At 69.8% G+C, this 16,453-nt stretch carries 9 protein-coding genes; 6 read left to right on the top strand and 3 right to left on the bottom strand.

Translation table 11 applies throughout. From position 1 onward, the window contains the following. The first annotated feature begins 61 nt into the window (after positions 1-61). Positions 62-2,299 (top strand): glycoside hydrolase family 3 N-terminal domain-containing protein, encoded by a 2,238-nt coding sequence (locus BM140_RS19885; RefSeq protein ID WP_091950334.1) that lies wholly within the window; start codon positions 62-64, stop codon positions 2,297-2,299. A gap of 4 nt (positions 2,300-2,303) precedes the next feature. Here BM140_RS19885 and BM140_RS19880 read toward each other — a convergent pair whose 3' ends face one another. From BM140_RS19880 to BM140_RS19870, 3 genes are all read right to left on the bottom strand, one after another. Further along, positions 2,304-3,506, bottom strand: coding sequence for an ABC transporter permease (locus BM140_RS19880; RefSeq protein WP_091950332.1), 1,203 nt, complete (start codon positions 3,504-3,506; stop codon positions 2,304-2,306). 136 nt (positions 3,507-3,642) lie between these two features. Then, entirely contained in the window at positions 3,643-4,047 is a 405-nt protein-coding gene (locus tag BM140_RS19875; RefSeq protein ID WP_244535524.1) for a DUF4112 domain-containing protein, read from the bottom strand. 159 nt (positions 4,048-4,206) lie between these two features. Next, on the bottom strand, positions 4,207-5,367 hold the full coding sequence (locus BM140_RS19870; RefSeq protein WP_091950330.1) for an aminotransferase: 1,161 nt from the start codon (positions 5,365-5,367) through the stop codon (positions 4,207-4,209). Positions 5,368-5,946: 579 nt separating this feature from the next. On the opposite strand from BM140_RS19870, the gene BM140_RS25970 reads away from it, so the two are divergent. From BM140_RS25970 to BM140_RS19845, 5 genes are all read left to right on the top strand, one after another. Continuing rightward, complete coding sequence (locus BM140_RS25970) at positions 5,947-6,120, top strand: hypothetical protein (RefSeq protein WP_165616505.1); 174 nt, start codon at positions 5,947-5,949, stop codon at positions 6,118-6,120. Positions 6,121-6,284: 164 nt separating this feature from the next. Next, the gene (locus BM140_RS19865; protein WP_091950328.1) at positions 6,285-7,700 is read left to right on the top strand and encodes an MdtA/MuxA family multidrug efflux RND transporter periplasmic adaptor subunit; all 1,416 of its coding nucleotides are present in this window, start codon (positions 6,285-6,287) and stop codon (positions 7,698-7,700) included. A 277-nt stretch (positions 7,701-7,977) separates the two neighbouring features. Continuing rightward, the gene (locus tag BM140_RS19860) at positions 7,978-11,118 is read left to right on the top strand and encodes an MdtB/MuxB family multidrug efflux RND transporter permease subunit (RefSeq protein ID WP_091950326.1); all 3,141 of its coding nucleotides are present in this window, start codon (positions 7,978-7,980) and stop codon (positions 11,116-11,118) included. Between the two features lie 265 nt (positions 11,119-11,383). Next, positions 11,384-14,704 (top strand): efflux RND transporter permease subunit, encoded by a 3,321-nt coding sequence (locus tag BM140_RS19850; protein ID WP_091950323.1) that lies wholly within the window; start codon positions 11,384-11,386, stop codon positions 14,702-14,704. 200 nt (positions 14,705-14,904) lie between these two features. Beyond that, entirely contained in the window at positions 14,905-16,395 is a 1,491-nt protein-coding gene (locus BM140_RS19845) for an efflux transporter outer membrane subunit (RefSeq protein WP_091950423.1), read from the top strand. The last annotated feature ends 58 nt before the right edge of the window (positions 16,396-16,453 follow it).

Below are 16,453 nucleotides of genomic sequence, written 5' to 3'. Positions count from 1 at the left end.
GCCTCACGGCCGCGCTTATGATCCCCCGAACGGGACGGTTCGGGGGGCGGGGATGGGGGGGATGAGGGCGAGGTGGGCCGGCCCCGCGGCGGCGGCCTGGCTCTGTCTCGGCGCGGCGCACGCCCAATCCGTCCCCGTCCTGGCGCCGTCGGTCGAGGCCCGCATCGAGGCCCTGCTCGCGCGGATGACGCTGGAGGAGAAGGCCGGCCAGCTCAACCTGATCTCGAACGAGCCGCTGAACGATCCTGGCGCGATCCGCCGCGGCGAGGTCGGCGCGGTGATCAACTTCAGCAACGCTTGGCTCGCGGCGGAAGCCGATGGCGCCGCCCGCGCCTCGCGGCTCGGCATCCCCTTGCTCGTCGGCCTCGACATCGTCCACGGCTACCGCACGATCTTCCCGCTGCCGCTGGCCCTGGCGGCGAGCTTCGATCCGGGCCTCGTGCGCCGGGCCGCCGCCGCCATGGCGCGGGAATCCGCGTCCGCCGGCATCACCTGGACCTTCGCCCCGATGGCGGACGTGGCCCGCGACCTGCGCTGGGGCCGGGTGGTCGAAGGACTTGGTGAGGACTCGTGGCTGACCGGGCGGCTCACCGCGGCCCAGGTCGAGGGGTTTCGCGACGGCGGCCTCGCCAGCACGCTGAAGCACTTCGCGGGCTACGGCGCGGTGCTGGGCGGGCGCGACTACGACGCGACCTTCGTGGCGCCGAGCGAACTCCACGATCTCCACCTGCCGCCGTTCCGCGCCGGCATCCGGGCCGGAGCCGACGCGGTGATGACCGCGCTCACGGCCCTCAACGGCGTGCCGACCACGGCGGATGCCGGGCTGATGACCGGCATCCTGCGCCGCCAATGGGGGTTTTCCGGCCTCGTCGTCGCCGACTGGCAGGCGGTTGCGAGCCTCGTGAAGCACGGCGTCGCCCGCGACGGGGCCGAGGCCACCCGCAAGGCTTTGGCCGCGGGGGTCGACATGGACATGACGAGCGGGCTCTACCTCCGCCACCTGCCCGACGAGGTACGGGCCGGGCGCATCCCCGAGGCCGCGGTCGATGCGGCGGTGCGGCGGGTGCTGCGGCTCAAATTTGGGCTCGGCCTGTTCGAGCGCCCGCCGATCGATCCGGCCGGCGCGGAGAGCCGCCTGCTCCTGCCCGAGACGCGGCGGATCGCCCGCGAGGCGGCGCGTGCCAGCCTCGTCCTGCTCCAGAACCGCGAGGCCGTGCTGCCGATCGATCCTGAACGCGTGCGCCGCATCGCGCTGGTCGGCCCCTTCGCCGACGCTGCTTGGGATCAGGTCGGCCCGCACGAGGGCAACGGCCAGCCGCAGGACACGGTCACGATTCTGACGGGCCTGCGGGAGCGGGCCGCGGCCTCGGGCGTCGAGGTCGTCTTTGCCGAGGGCTGCCCGCGGGTCTGCACGGAGCGGACGGGCTTCGCCGCGGCGGTCGAGGCGGCGCGCGGGGCCGACCTCGTGGTGGCCGTGATGGGCGAGCCGCGCGACCGCTCGGGGGAGGGGTCTTCCACCGCCTATCTGAACTGGCCGGGCCTGCAGCACGACCTGCTTGCCGCAGTCGCGGAGACCGGCAAGCCGGTGGCGCTCGTCGTGTTCGGCGGTCGTCCGACCGAACTCGGCGACGCTCCCGAGCGGGCTCACGCCATGCTGATGGCCTGGATTCCCGGCACCGAGGGCGGTCCGGCCATCGCCGAGACGCTGTTCGGCGACGTGAGCCCATCCGGAAAACTGCCGGTGTCGTGGCCGCGCACGGTGGGTCAGATGCCGCTGACCTACGACGCGCTGCCGGGCGGGCGCCCGCACCTGCCGGGCAGCCGCTGGACCATGGGCTACGCCGACGAATCGCCGCTGCCGCTGTTCCCGTTCGGCCACGGGCTGTCCTACACCCGCTTCGCCTATGGCGAGCCAGAGGTGCTGACACCGAAGGTCGGTGTCGGCGACCGCTACGAGGCGGTGCTGGAGGTGCGCGCGCCCGTGACGAATATCGGCCCACGGCCGGGGCGGGCGGTGGCGCAACTCTATCTCGGCCAGCCGGTGGCGTCGCGCAGCCGCCCCAAGCGCCTGCTGAAGGGCGCCGTGCTGCTCGACCTCGCCTCGGGCGAGACCGGCACGGCCCATTTCCGCATCCCGGCGCGCGATCTCGGCTATCACGAGCCGGACGGGACGCTGGTGGTCGAGCCGGGCGAATACCGCGTCGGGATCGGCGGCGATTCCGCCGGGCCGCGGATGGTGAGCTTCACCGTCGAGACCGGCTGGCGGGGGCCGCCGGGCGGAGATCAGGCGCAGCGCTGAGCGCTCACCCGAACGTCTTCCTCGGATCGAACGCGTCGCGCACCGCTTCACCGGCGAACACCAGCAGGCTCAGCATCGCCGCCACCACGAAGAAGCCGGTCAGCCCGAGCCAGGGCGCGTTGATGTTGTCCTTGCCCTGCGCCAGCAGCTCGCCGAGGGAGGGGGAGCCGGGGGGCAGGCCGAAGCCCAGGAAATCGAGCGAGGTCAGGGTGGTGATCGAGCCGTTGAGGATGAACGGCAGGAAGGTCAGCGTCGCCACCATGGCGTTGGGCAGCAGGTGGCGCGTCATGATGCGGATGTTGGAGAGACCCAGCGCGCGCGCCGCGCGGACGTATTCGAAGTTTCTCGCGCGCAGGAACTCTGCCCGCACGACGCCGACCAGCGCGGTCCAGGCGAACAGCGTCAGGATCGCGAGCAAGGTGAAAAAGCTCGGCACGAGGAAGGCCGACATGATGATGATGAGGTAGAGCGTCGGGATCGCGCTCCAGATCTCGATGACGCGCTGGAAGATCAGGTCGGTCCAGCCACCGAAATAACCCTGCACCGCCCCCGCGATCACGCCGATCACCGAGGACAGGCCGGCGAGCACGAGGCCGAACAGCACCGAGATGCGGAAGCCGTAGATGACGCGGGCGAGCACGTCGCGCGAGGCGTTGTCGGTGCCGAGCCAGTGCTGCTCGATGTCGCGGCAGCCCAGCGCCCGCCCCTCGGGCTTCACGCCGGCCCGCTCGGCGACGGGGCGACACTGTTCGTCCGACAGCATCCAAGTCGGCGGGGAGGGCGACGGCGTCGGCAGGTCGCTCATGAAGGTGTTGTAGGAATACGGAATCGGCGGCCACAGCACCCAGCCGTTCGACTCGATCTCCTGGCGCGTCTCGGGCGCGCGGTAATCGGTCTGGGCCAGGAAGCCGCCGAACTTCTCGTCCGGATAATCGACGAGGACGGGAAACAGCCACTCGCCCTTGTACTGCACCACGAGCGGGCGGTCGTTGGCGATGAACTCGGCGAACAGGCTCACCACGAACAGCAGCGCGAACAGCAGTGCCGACCAGAAGCCGCGGCGGTTGGCGCGGAAGTTGGCGAGCCGCCGCCGGTTCAGCGGCGACAGGCCGCGGCGCGACGCGGTCGGAAGCGGCTGCATCTGCGGCGCGTTGCCCGGCGCGGTGACGGGCACCGCGTCGGGCTCGGGTCGCAGGACTTCGTTCATCGGCTCACCCTTCCCTAGAGGATCGTCCTAGATATCGGATCTAGGACGATCCTCTAGGTTCCTGCCCCGCATCGTCTTTGTCCGAAAGCCGGCAACCACCTTTCGGGACGATGCTAGAGGGCAGCCGATGCCCGGCTCAGTCGAGCCGGGTCGCGGTGCCCTCGATCTCGCTCGGGCGCAAGCCGCCCTTGCGCTCCAGATGGCGGCGCAGGAGGGTGACGTTGCGGCGGTTCGCCTTGAAGGCGGCGTCGAGCAGGTCGCCGGCCAGCGGCACCGCACCGACGGCGCCGTCCAGGGCGACGTTCGCCATCATGCGCCAGACGAGCCAGCGCGGCGCGCCGAGCCGTCTCGCCTCGTAGACGATGTAGGACGCGATCGCCATGCCGGCGATGTCGCCGACGATCGGCACGAGGCCGATCACCGCGTCGAGGCCGACGCGGCGGTTGAGGCCCGGCACGACGAAGGCCGAGTCCATCAGGTGGGCGAGCTGCTCCAAGCGCAGGAGGCTGGCCTCCGGGCTCGTATCGGTGAGACGGCGCATCTGCGCCGTGCCGGCTGGCTCGCGGAAGACGCCGTCGGGCTTGCCGAAAACGCCGTTGGGCTCGCGGAAGGCCATGTGAGGGGTGTCGACTCGCGTGGTCATGACGCGGGATGTGGCCCCGCCCCATGCCTTCGACAAGAACCGATTTGGCGGGATCGATCAGACCGAATGGGGCATCCCGGAGAGCCGCTCCAGCGCCGCATCCAGCGTCGCATCGGTCTTGGCGAAGCACAGACGCACGAGGTTGCGCACGGCGCCCTCGGCGTAGAAGGCGCTGATCGGGATCGCGGCGACGCCGTGCTGGCGCACCATCCGCTCGCAGAAGGCCCGGTCGCCCTCCGGGCCGTCGCCGATGTCGATCGAGAGGAAGTAGGTGCCCGCGCTCGGCAGCACGGTGAAGCCGAGCCGCGTCAGCCCCGCGGACAGCCGGTCGCGGGAGCGGGCAAAGCCGGCGCGCATCTCCTCGAAATAGGCGTCGTCCTTGCCCAAACCGTAGGCCACGCCCTCCTGAAGGTTGGGCGGCGTCGTGAAGGTGAGGAACTGGTGCGCCCGCGACAGGCCGCGCATCAGCGGTTCGGCGGCCATCACGAAGCCGATCTTCCAGCCGGTGAGCGAGAAGATTTTTCCCGCCGAGCCGATCTTCACCGTGCGCTCGCGCATCCCCGGCAGCCGCATCAGCGGGACGTGGCGGCGCCCGTCGAACACCAGATGCTCCCACACCTCGTCGCAGACCGCGACCGCGTCGAAGCGGCAGCAGAACTCGGCGAGCAGCGCGAGGTCGGCCTCGGAAAAGACCGTCGCGCTCGGGTTGAGCGGGTTGTTGAGGACGACGACGCGGGTGCGCTCGGTGAACGCCTCCGCCAGCGCCGCCTCGTCCAGGCCGAAATGCGGGGGCTTGAGGGTGACGAAGCGCGGCACGCCGCCGGCCTGGCGCACCAGCGGCAGGTAGGCGTCGTACATCGGCTCGAACAGAACGACCTCGTCGCCCGGCCGCACCAGGGCGAGCAAGGCCCCGGCCAGCGCCTCGGTGGCGCCGGAGGTCACCATCACCTCGCGCTCGGGATCGAGGTCGAGCCCCTGATGATGCCGGTAATGCGCCGCGATGGCCGTGCGCAGCGAGGGCAGGCCCATCATCGACGGATACTGGTTGCTGACGGTGTCGAGGGCGCGGGCGGCCGCCGCGCGCACGTCGTCCGGCCCCTGGCCGTCGGGAAAGCCCTGGCCGAGATTGATCGCCCCGAGCTTTCGGGCGAGCCCCGACATCGTCTCGAAGACGGTTTCGGGCAGGTCGGCGAAGACGGGGTTGAAGCGCGGAATCATGCTCCGCCTCTTGGCAGAACCGGGCGGTGCCTCCAAGCGGTCGCCTCCAAGGACTCGCCCCCCTGTCCGGCGAACCCCGGCCGCCGATGCCCCGTCCGGCCGGCTCTCGGCGCGGCGCGAGGCCACCGTTGCGCCCCCGGCTTCGCGAGCACAGTTGCAGTCCGAGGACTTGCACGCGCTGGACCGTGTTGTTCCGAAAACAAGGGCGCACCGGTAAAAACTTGACGGAAGGGCGCGACAGGCAGTTGGCCGCGTGCGATCACGCACACGACTCAGTTCATCCCGCACGAAAACCGGCCAGCGGTGCCGATTCGAGGGCTGACGAATGTTGACGATCGTCAGCCGTGAAGTCATGTTCACCCCACGGTCGGACCGGCCGCCGCACTTGAGGAACTTCGCCCCCTCGTTTCTCCGGTGCGGCCGGCCGGTCCGGTCGTTCGAAGAGGCCGCCGTTCCATACGGCGGCCTTTTTCGTGTCCGCCCCCCGAACGATCCGCTTGGCCATTCTGGGGTCTGGAGCTTCTTCCGCCGCATCGGCTATTTGCGATCGACGGCACCCATCCTCCGGGCGGATCCTCCATGCGCCTTGTCACCTGCCTCCTGCTCGCCCTCGGCGCCGGCCTCGCCGGCCTGTCGCTGCGGCTCTTCGTGCCGGTGACGCCGGTCGACGAGACGTTCCGGGAGGTGGTGCGACTCTATCTCCCGAAGGACGCGGGGCCGGGCAGCAACATGCCGGAAACGTCGGCGCCCTAGAGAGACCGCATTGCCCGTGACAAGGTGAGCGGCTTCGCTGCCGCGAAATCTCCGGGGGATGCGGCAACCCGCTGCTGCGGTCTGCGGCCGGATCGCCGCTATGTTCGATCGCGCAGCCCTGGCCGCGCGATGACGACACCCCGCTCGCCGACGAGTTTTGAGGGATGAACGAGAGTTCGCCGATCCGCACGGACACGGCCCGCCAGTACCGGGAAACCCCGGACCGGGAGGCGCCCGCGTCTGCCCCGGTACGCAAGCGCCGCCGCTTCGGCCGCTGGATGCTCGTGCTCCTGGCGCTCGGCGGCGCGGGCGCCGTCGCCCACCGCAGCTACGAGGCGCGCAAGCAGCCCGCCGAGCAGCAGGCGGCCCCCGGCCATGGCGGCCCCGGCCGAGGAGGGCGCCCGGCCGACATGAAGCAGGCGGTCGGCGTCGCCCCCATCGTCACCGGCGACATGCCGGTGGTGCTCCAGGGCCTCGGCACGGTGACGCCGCTGGCCACCGTCTCGATTCGCTCGCAGATCAGCGGCTACCTCACCAAGATCGGTTTTCGCGAAGGCCAGACCGTGAAGGAAGGCGACTTCCTCGCCCAGATCGACCCGCGCCCCTACGAGGCCCTGCTCGCTCAGTACCAGGGCCAGCTCGCCCGCGATCAGGCGCTGCTGCAGAACTCGAAGCTCGACCTCCAGCGCTACCAGACGCTGAACCGGCAGGATTCGATCTCGAAGCAGAACGTCGACACCCAAGCCGCCCTGGTGAAGCAGAACGAGGGTACGGTCGCCGCCGATCAGGCGCTGGTCGATCAGCAGCGCCTCAACCTCACCTACGCCCGTATCGTCTCGCCGGTGGAGGGCCGCGTCGGCCTGCGTCAGGTCGATCTCGGCAATTACGTCACCGCCGGCTCGACCAACATCGTCGTCGTCACTCAGCTCCACCCGATCTCGGTGGTGTTCACCCTGCCGGAGGACGACGTCACCCGCGTGATGCGCCGCCTGCGCCAGGGCGCCAAGCTGACGGTGCGCGCCTACGACCGCGGCGACCAGCACGAGATCGCCACCGGCCAGCTCGAGACCATCGACAACCAGATCGACGTGACCACCGGCACGGTGAAGCTGCGCGCCCTGTTCGACAATGCCGAGGACGAGCTGTTTCCCAACCAGTTCGTCAACGCGCGCCTCACCGTCGAGACGATCGAGAAGGCCCCGCTGGTGCCCAACGCCGCGATCCTGCGCGGCACGCCGGGCACCTACGTCTATCTGATGAACGGCGACGACAAGGTCACGGTCCGCCCGATCCAGACCGGCGAGACCGACGGCACCCGCACCGTGGTGACCTCCGGCCTCCAACCCGGCGACCGCGTCGTCACCGACGGCACCGACCGCCTGCGCGAGGGCGCGGCAGTGCGCGTCGTCGGGCACTCTGCGGGGCAGGGCGGGGCGCCGGCCTCGGGGGCGCCGGGCGGCACCGCGGGCTCGGCGGCGCCGGGGGCTCCCGCGACGCCCGCGGCGGATTCCACCCCAAACGCGACCGGCGCGAAGGACGGCGCCGGCGAGCACCGGGGCCGCAGGCGGCCGCAGCCGTGATGAGTACGGTGTCGCGCGCGCAGAAAGACCCTCCCCCCCAACGGATATCGGGCTTGCCCGATATCCGCATCCTGCTTGCTCAAGTCGGGCAAGCCCGACTTGAGGTGGGGGAGGGTGCCCGCGGAGCGGGCGGGAGAGGGGAACCACGGTTCCGCTTGGCCGCGGCCGACGGCGTGATCGCCGGCACCGTCGCTCCCCTCTCCCGCCCCCCTTCGGGGGCCACCCTCCCCCGCAGAGGGGGGAGGGTTGAGCGCGCGGCTGGCGAAGGCGTGTTCGCATGAACCCGTCCCGCCTCTTCATCCTGCGCCCGGTCGCCACGACCCTGATGATGCTGGCGATCCTGATCGTCGGCGCGGTGTCGTACCTGAACCTGCCGGTCTCGGCGCTGCCCGCCGTCGATTACCCGACGATCCAGGTGCAGACGTTCTACCCCGGCGCCAGCCCCGAGGTGATGACCTCGGCGGTCACCGCGCCGCTGGAACGGCAGTTCGGCCAGATGGCCAACCTCAACCAGATGTCCTCGCAGAGTTCGGCGGGGGCGTCGGTCATCACGCTCCAGTTCAACCTCGACATCCCCCTCGACATCGCCGAGCAGTCGGTCCAGGCGGCGATCAACGCGGCGGGCAACCTGCTGCCCTCGGACCTGCCGGCGCCGCCGATCTACGCCAAGGTCAACCCCGCCGACGCGCCGGTGCTGACGCTGGCGCTGACCTCCGCGACCATCCCGCTGACGCAGGTGCGGGATCTGGCCGAGACGCGGCTCGCCCAGAAGATCAGTCAGGTGGCGGGCGTCGGCCTCGTCAGCATGGGCGGCGGGCAGCGTCCTGCCGTGCGGGTGCGGTTCAACTCGCGGGCGCTCGCCGCCTACGGCCTCAACATCGACGACCTGCGCACGACGATCGCCAACCTCAACGTCAACACGCCGAAAGGCAACATCGACGGGCCGACCCAGTCCTACGCCATCAACGCCAACGATCAGGTGCGCGACCCCTCGGTCTACGCCAACTCGATCATCGCCTACCGCAACGGGGCGCCTGTCCATCTCACCGATGTCGCCGACGTGGTCGATGCTCCGGAGAACACCCGGCTCGGCGCCTGGGCCGACCGCACGCCCGCGGTCATCCTCAATATCCAGCGCCAGCCCGGCGCCAACGTCATCGACACCGTCGACCGCATCAAGAAGCTGTTGCCGCAGCTCCAGGCGACGATGCCGGCCGCCGTCGCCGTCGCGACGCTCACCGACCGCACGGTGACGATCCGGGCTTCCGTCCACGACGTGCAGTTCGAGCTGATGCTCGCCATCGCGCTCGTCGTGATGGTCATCTTCCTGTTCCTGCGCAGTTTTTCCGCGACCTTGATCCCGAGCCTGTCGGTGCCTCTGTCGCTGATCGGGGCGCTCGCCGCGATGGACGCCTGGGGCTTCTCGCTCGACAATCTCTCGCTGATGGCGCTGACCATCGCCACCGGCTTCGTCGTGGACGACGCCATCGTGGTCATCGAGAACATCGCCCGCCACGTCGAGGAGGGCGACGATCCGTTCGAGGCGGCACTCAAGGGTTCGCGCGAGATCGGCTTCACCATCATCTCGCTCACCGTCTCGCTGATCGCGGTGCTGATCCCGCTCCTGTTCATGGCCGACGTGGTCGGGCGACTCTTCCGCGAGTTCGCCATCACCTTGTCCGCCACCATCGTGATCTCGGCGGTGGTCTCGCTCACGCTCGTCCCGATGCTATGCGCGCGCCTGCTCAAGCCTGTCGCCCATGGCGCCGACAGCCCGGTCGCCCGCCGCGAGGGGTTTCTGGCGCGCTTCGGCCGGCGGCTGAACGACGGCGTCATCGCCGCCTACGGCCGGGCGCTGCGCGTGGTGCTGGCGCATCAGGGCCTGACGCTGCTGGTCACCCTCGGCACCGTGGCGCTCACCGCCTACCTGTTCGTCGTGATCCCCAAAGGCTTCTTCCCCGTGCAGGACACGGGCGTGATCCAGGGCATCTCACAGGCCGACCAGAGCGTGTCCTACGAGGCCATGGCCGAACGCCAGCAGGCGCTCGCCGAAATGGTGCTCAAGGACCCGGATGTCGCCAGCCTGTCCTCGTTCATCGGCGTCGACGGCCAGAACGTCACGCTCAATTCCGGCCGCTTCCTCATCAACCTGAAGCCGAAGGAGCAGCGGAAGGACGATGCCAGCGCCATCATCCGCCGCCTCACCACGGCGACGGCGAACGTGCCGGGCGTGCGGCTCTACATGCAGCCGGTGCAGGACCTGACGATCGACACCGCCGTGTCCGCGACGCAGTACCAAGTCATCCTCGAAAACCCGAACCTCACCGATTTCGAGACCTGGGTGCCACGCTACGTCGAGGCCCTGCGCCGCTCCCCCCTGCTCGCCGACGTGACCAGCGACTACCAGGGCAACGGGCTGGCGGCCTACGTCACCATCGACCGGCCGACGGCGGGCCGCTACGGCATCACGCCGGCAACAATAGACAACGTACTCTACGACGCCTTCGGCCAGCGCATCGTCTCGACCATCTTCACCCAGTCGAACCAGTACCGCGTCATCCTCGAGGCCGACCCGGCGCTGCACACCTCGCTCGAATCGCTCAACAATCTCTACCTGCCGTCCTCGACCGCGCCCTCGGGTCAGGTGCCCCTCTCGGCGGTCGCGAAGGTGGAGGAGCGGCGCGCGCCGCTGCTGATCGGCCATCTCGGCCAGTTCCCCGCCACCACGGTCTCGTTCAACCTCGCCCCCGGGGTCGCGCTCGGACAGGCGGTGGGGGCGCTGGAAACGGCCAAACAGGAGATCAAACTCCCGGCGAGCTTCAACGTGGTGCCGCAGGGCTCGGTCTTCGCCTTCGAGACCGCGCTTTCGAACGAGCTGTTTCTCGTCTGCGCCGCCATCGTCACCGTCTACATCGTGCTCGGCGTGCTCTACGAGAGCTTCATCCACCCCATCACCATCCTCTCGACCCTGCCGTCTGCGGCCATCGGCGCGCTGCTCGGGCTGATGTGGTTCGGGTTGTCGCTCGACATCATCGCGATCATCGGCATCGTGCTCCTCATCGGCATCGTGAAGAAGAACGCGATCATGATGATCGACTTCGCGCTCCAGGCCGAGCGCGAGGAGGGCAAGGCGCCGCGCGAGGCGATCTACGAAGCCTGCCTCCTGCGCTTCCGCCCAATCCTGATGACGACGCTCGCCGCCCTGTTCGCGGCGGTGCCGATGATTCTCGGAAGCGGCGTCGGCTCGGAGCTGCGCCAGCCGCTCGGCATCGTCATCGCCGGTGGGCTGATCGTCAGCCAGGTCCTGACGCTGTTCACGACCCCGGTGATTTATCTGGCGTTCGACCGGTTGGAGCGGCGGATTACGGGGCGGCGCGAGGGCGGGGTCCGGCTGGCGCCGGGCGAGGCGGCGTCGTGACGTTGTCGGTAGGACGCGCGCCAAAAAACCCTCCCCCCTCTGCGGGGGAGGGTGCCCGCGGAGCGGGCGGGAGAGGGGAACCACGCTTCCGCTTTGCTGCCGCCGGCCGTGAATTCTCCGGCACCGTCGCTCCCCTCTCCCGACCCCTGCTGACGCAGGGGCCACTCTCCCCCCAACCCAAGTCGGGCTTGCCCGACTTGGGCGCCTTGGATGCGGATATCGGGCAAGCCCGATATCCGGAGGGGGGAGGGCTTGGAGGGGTGCCATGAACCTCTCCGAACCCTTCATCCGCCGCCCGGTCGCGACGACGCTGCTCACCGTCGGCCTGCTGCTCGCGGGCCTGTTCGCCTATGTCCGGCTGCCCGTGGCGCCGCTGCCGCAGGTCGATTTTCCCGTCATCCTGGTCCAGGCGCAGATGGCCGGGGCCTCGCCGGAGACCATGGCGACGACCGTGGCCGCGCCGCTGGAGCGACGCCTCGGGGTCATCGCCGACGTGAACGAGATGACCTCGACGAGTTCGCAAGGGACCGTCCGCATCATCCTGCTGTTCGGCCTCAACCGCGACATCGACGGCGCCGCCCGCGACGTGCAGGCGGCGATCAACGCGGCCCGCGCCGACCTGCCAACCTCGCTGCGCACCAACCCGACCTACCGCAAGTTCAACCCCGCCGACGCCCCGATCCTGATCCTGGGGCTGACCTCCGACACGCTGACGCCGGGCCAGCTCTACGATTCGGCCGCGACCGTCGTGCAGCAGCGCATGAGCCAGATCGAAGGCGTCGGCAACGTCGATATCGGCGGCTCGTCGCTGCCGGCCGTCCGGGTCGAACTCGATCCGACCGCCCTGTTCCACTACGGCATCGGCCTGGAGGGCATCCGGGCGGGGCTCGCCTCGGCCAACGCCAACTCGCCCAAGGGCGACATCGTCGCGGGGGATCGCCGCTACCAGCTCTACGCCAACGACCAGGGCCGGCAGGCTAGCGACTACCGCGACATCGTCGTGGCCTACCGCAACGGCGCGGCGGTGCGGCTCTCGGATGTCGGCGAGGTGGTCGATTCGGTCGAGGACAAGCGCAATCTCGGCCTCGTCGACGGCAAGCCGGGCGTGATCCTGTTCATCTACAAGCAGCCGGGCTCGAACGTGGTCGAGACGGTGGAGCGGGTGCGCGCGGCGATCCCGCAGGTGAGGGCGGCGCTGCCGGGCGACATCGACCTGAACATCTCCGGCGACCGCTCGGCGACGATCCGCTCGTCGCTCGCCACCACGGAGGAGACGCTGATCATCGCGATCCTCCTCGTGGTGTTCGTGACCTACGTCTTCCTGCGCTCCTGGCGGGCAACGCTGATCCCAGCGGTGGCCGTGCCGATCTCCATCGTCGGCACCTTCGCGGCGATGTGGATGCTCGACTACTCCCTCGACATCCTCTCCCTGATGGCGCTCATCATCGCCACCGGCTTCGTCGTGGACGACGCCATCGTCGTCCTGGAGAACATCCAGCGCCATATCGAGATGGGCAAGCCGCGGGTCGAGGCGGCGCTCGTCGGCGCCCGCGAGGTCGGCTTCACCGTCGTCTCCATGAGCCTGTCGCTCATCGCCGTGTTCCTGCCGATCCTGCTGATGGGCGGCATCGTCGGGCGGCTGTTCCAGGAATTCGCCGTCACCCTGTCGCTGGCGATCCTCGTCTCGCTGGTCTTGTCGCTCACCACCACGCCGATGATGTGCGCGCTGCTGCTGCGGCCGGAGGCCGAGGCGCACCGGGGCAAGCGCCCCAACCTTCTCATCCGCATTCTGGAGGGCGGCTTCGACGCGCTGCTGCGGGGCTACGAGCGGACGCTACGGATCGCGCTGCATCACCGCCGCATCACCGCGCTCAGCGTGTTCGCGGCGATCGGGCTCACCGTCTACGGCTACACCATCGTGCCGAAGGGCTTCTTCCCCGATCAGGACACCGGCCAGCTCATGGGCGGCATCCAGGCCGACCAGCGCATCTCGTTCCAGGCGATGAAGCAGAAGCTCGAACAGGCGAGCGCCATCGTCCAGGCCGATCCGGCGGTGGAGAGCATCGTCGGCTTCACCGGCGGGCGCGGCACCAACTCGGCCAACGTCTTCGTCGGCCTGAAGCCGCTGGGCCAGCGCGAGCCGATCGAGAAGGTGATGGCGCGGCTGCGCCCCAAACTCGCCCAGGTGCCCGGCGCCCGGCTCTATCTGTTTCCGCGCCAGGACCTGAAGATGGGCGGGCGCCAGAGCTTCGCCCAGTTCCAGTACACGCTCCAGGGCGACACCGCGGCCGAACTCTACGCCGCCGCGCCGCAACTCCTGCAGGCGCTGCAGAAGCGCACCGACATCTTTGCCGATGTCACCTCCGATCAACAGGAGGGTGGGCTGGAAAGCCGCCTCGTCATCGACAGGCCCACCGCCTTCCGCTACGGCATCACCCCCGACCAGATCGACAACACCCTCTACGACGCCTTCGGCCAGCGTCAGGTCTCGACGATCTACAACCCCCTCAACCAGTACCACGTGGTGATGGAGATCGCGCCGCGATACCTGCAGAACCCGGAAGTGTTGAAGACGATCTACGTCTCGACCACCGGGGGGAAGGCGCGGGGCTCGGCCACGACCAACGCGGTCGCCGGCACCGTCGCCGGCCCGACCACGCAGGACGCCGCCAACGTCCAGGCCTCCACGGCGTCCGGCTCAACGCCAGACGCGTCCAGCATCGCCGCCGATTCCGCCCGCAATGCCGCCGGCAATGCCATCGCGGCGAGCAAGGGCGGCGCCTCGTCGAGCGCGCCGGTGTCGAGCGCCAAGGAGACGATGGTGCCGCTCTCGGCCTTCGCCCGGTTCGAGACCGGCAGCGCTCCCGTACAGGTCGCCCACCAGGGCCTGTTCGTCGCGACCACGATCTCGTTCAACCTCGTACCGGGCAAGAGCCTGGGCGATGCCACCGCCGTCATCGAGAAGACGATGGCCGAGCTGCAACTGCCCCAGACGATCCACGGCGAGTTCGCCGGCACGGCCAAGACCTTCCAGGAATCGTCCTCGCGCCAGCCGCTCCTGATCCTGGCCGCTTTGCTCGCCGTCTACGCGGTGCTCGGCATCCTCTACGAGAGCTACGTCCACCCGCTGACGATCCTCTCGACGCTCCCCTCGGCGGGCATCGGCGCCCTCGTGGCGTTGCTGACGACGGGGACCGAGTTCACCATCATCGCCCTGATCGCGGTCTTCCTGCTCATCGGCATCGTCAAGAAGAACGCGATCCTGATGATCGACTTCGCCCTCGACGCCGAGCGCAGCCGCGGCCTGCCGCCGGCGGAGGCGATCTTCGAGGCCTGTATCCTACGCTTCCGCCCGATCATGATGACGACGATGGCCGCGTTGCTCGGCGCCGCGCCGCTGATCATCGCGGGCGGGGAGGGCTCGGAGCTGCGCCGCCCGCTCGGCACGGCCATCGTCGGCGGGCTGATCGTCAGCCAGATCCTGACCCTCTACACGACCCCGGTCGTCTACCTGTATCTCGACCGGATGAGGCTCTGGGCGAAGCGCCGCCGCCGGGGCGGGACGGCGGCGATGCCGGCCGAGTGATGGATGTTTTTGTGACTTACGCGGCAGACTATAACCCTCCCCCCTCTGCGGGGGAGGGTGCCTGCGGAGCAGGCGGGAGAGGGGAGCGACGATTCCGCTTGGCCGCGGCCGACAGAGATTTCTCCGGAAGCCGGGCTCCCCTCTCCCGCCCCCCTTCGGGGGCCACCCTCCCCCGCGGAGGGGGGAGGGATGCGCGCTCGATCTTTATACGGCTGAGCCTCGCGGCTGCCGTGGCCTTGCCCGCGTCCGGCTGCCTCGTCGGCCCCGACTACACCCGCCCCTCGGTCGAGACCCCGCTCGGCTTCAAGCAGGGCGGTTTGCGCGAGGACAGCCTCGCCTACGTGCAATCCAAGAAGGGCTGGCGCGTCGCCCGCCCGAGCGACGCCTCCGAACGCGGCGACTGGTGGCGGGTGTTCAACGACCCGACCCTCGACCGCCTCATCCGCGCCATCGATGTCGACAACCAGAACCTGCGCGCCCAGGTCGCCCTCTACGACCAGTCCCGCGCCCTGGTGGCCCAGGCGCGCGCCGCCCTGTTCCCCACGGTGATCGGCGCGCCGAGCATCACCCGCTCGCGCACGCTCGGCACCGAGCGCACCACCGTCTCGCTCCAGGCGCAGGCGAGCTGGGAGCTCGACCTGTTCGGCGGCATCCGCCGCCAGATCGAGAGCGATGTCGCCGCGGCCCAAGCCTCGGCCGCCGACCTCGCCCTGGTGCGCCTCAGCCTGCAGGCCGAACTCGCCACGTCCTACCTGCAGATGCGCTATTACGATGCGCTGAAACGCGTCCTCCAGGAAAACGTCGAGGGCTTCAAGAAGAGCCTCGCGATCGCCGAGAACCAGTACAATGCGGGCGTGGCCGCGCGCTCCGACGTCATCACGGCGCAGACGCAGTTGCAGACGACCCAGGCGAGCCTGATCGCCGTCGATCTCCAGCGCGCCACCTTCGAGCACGCGGTGGCGATCCTGACCGGGCGCCCGCCCTCCGAGCTGAACCTGCCCTTCGCGCCGCTGCCGGTGCGCCCGCCCGGCGTGCCGGTCGGCATCCCCTCCGACCTGCTGGAGCGGCGGCCCGACATCGCCCAAGCCGAGCGGCTGGTGCAGTCGCAGAGCGAGCAGATCGGCGTCGCGGTCTCGGCCTTCTACCCCACCGTCACGCTCTCGGCGTCGGGTGGATTCTCGGGGCTTGCCAGCAACGGCATCTTCTCGGCGGCCAACCGCGTCTGGGCGATCTCGGCCGCCGGCGAGCAGGTGTTCTTCGACGGCGGCGCCCGGGCCGCCGTGCTGCAATCGGCCCGCGCGGCCTACGAGGCCGCGGTGGCGAGCTACCGCCAGACGGTGCTGACCGCCTTCGGCGAGGTCGAGAACGGTTTGGCCGGCGTGCGCATCCTCGCCCAGCAGCAGGCCAAGCAGGACGAAGCGGTCGCCTCCGCCCGCCGCGCCGTCGAGATCGCCCTCAACGAATACCGGGCCGGCACGCAGAACTACACCACGGTGGTGACCGCCCAATCGCTCCAGATCAACAACGAGGTCACCGCGCTCCAGATCCGGCTCAACCGCTTCACCACGGCGGTCGCGCTGATCCGCGCGCTCGGCGGTGGCTGGGACGCCCGCTCCCTGCCGACCGGCGAGGAGCTGAAGGGCCCGCGCCTGCCGATCGATCGCGGACAGGCGGTTCGAACCGAGGAGTAGCGGGGGAAGCGGGGCAGCAATGCCGGAACACGCCTCCGCGGGGGCTGTTGTCGAGGCA

Origin of the sequence: Methylorubrum salsuginis, assembly GCF_900114375.1 — a bacterium.
Classification (GTDB): domain Bacteria; phylum Pseudomonadota; class Alphaproteobacteria; order Rhizobiales; family Beijerinckiaceae; genus Methylobacterium; species Methylobacterium salsuginis.
The sequence above is the reverse complement of the archived record's forward strand: the minus strand, read 5'-3'. Positions and strand labels throughout refer to the sequence as shown.

What these genes read in the sequence shown, in the direction of transcription:
- BM140_RS19885 (WP_091950334.1), top strand. Translation starts at nt 62, where the DNA reads ATGAGGGCGAGGTGGGCCGGCCCCGCGGCGGCGGCCTGGCTCTGTCTC.
- BM140_RS19880 (WP_091950332.1), bottom strand. Translation starts at nt 3,506, where the DNA reads ATGAACGAAGTCCTGCGACCCGAGCCCGACGCGGTGCCCGTCACCGCG.
- BM140_RS19875 (WP_244535524.1), bottom strand. Translation starts at nt 4,047, where the DNA reads ATGCGCCGTCTCACCGATACGAGCCCGGAGGCCAGCCTCCTGCGCTTG.
- BM140_RS19870 (WP_091950330.1), bottom strand. Translation starts at nt 5,367, where the DNA reads ATGATTCCGCGCTTCAACCCCGTCTTCGCCGACCTGCCCGAAACCGTC.
- BM140_RS25970 (WP_165616505.1), top strand. Translation starts at nt 5,947, where the DNA reads ATGCGCCTTGTCACCTGCCTCCTGCTCGCCCTCGGCGCCGGCCTCGCC.
- BM140_RS19865 (WP_091950328.1), top strand. Translation starts at nt 6,285, where the DNA reads ATGAACGAGAGTTCGCCGATCCGCACGGACACGGCCCGCCAGTACCGG.
- BM140_RS19860 (WP_091950326.1), top strand. Translation starts at nt 7,978, where the DNA reads ATGAACCCGTCCCGCCTCTTCATCCTGCGCCCGGTCGCCACGACCCTG.
- BM140_RS19850 (WP_091950323.1), top strand. Translation starts at nt 11,384, where the DNA reads ATGAACCTCTCCGAACCCTTCATCCGCCGCCCGGTCGCGACGACGCTG.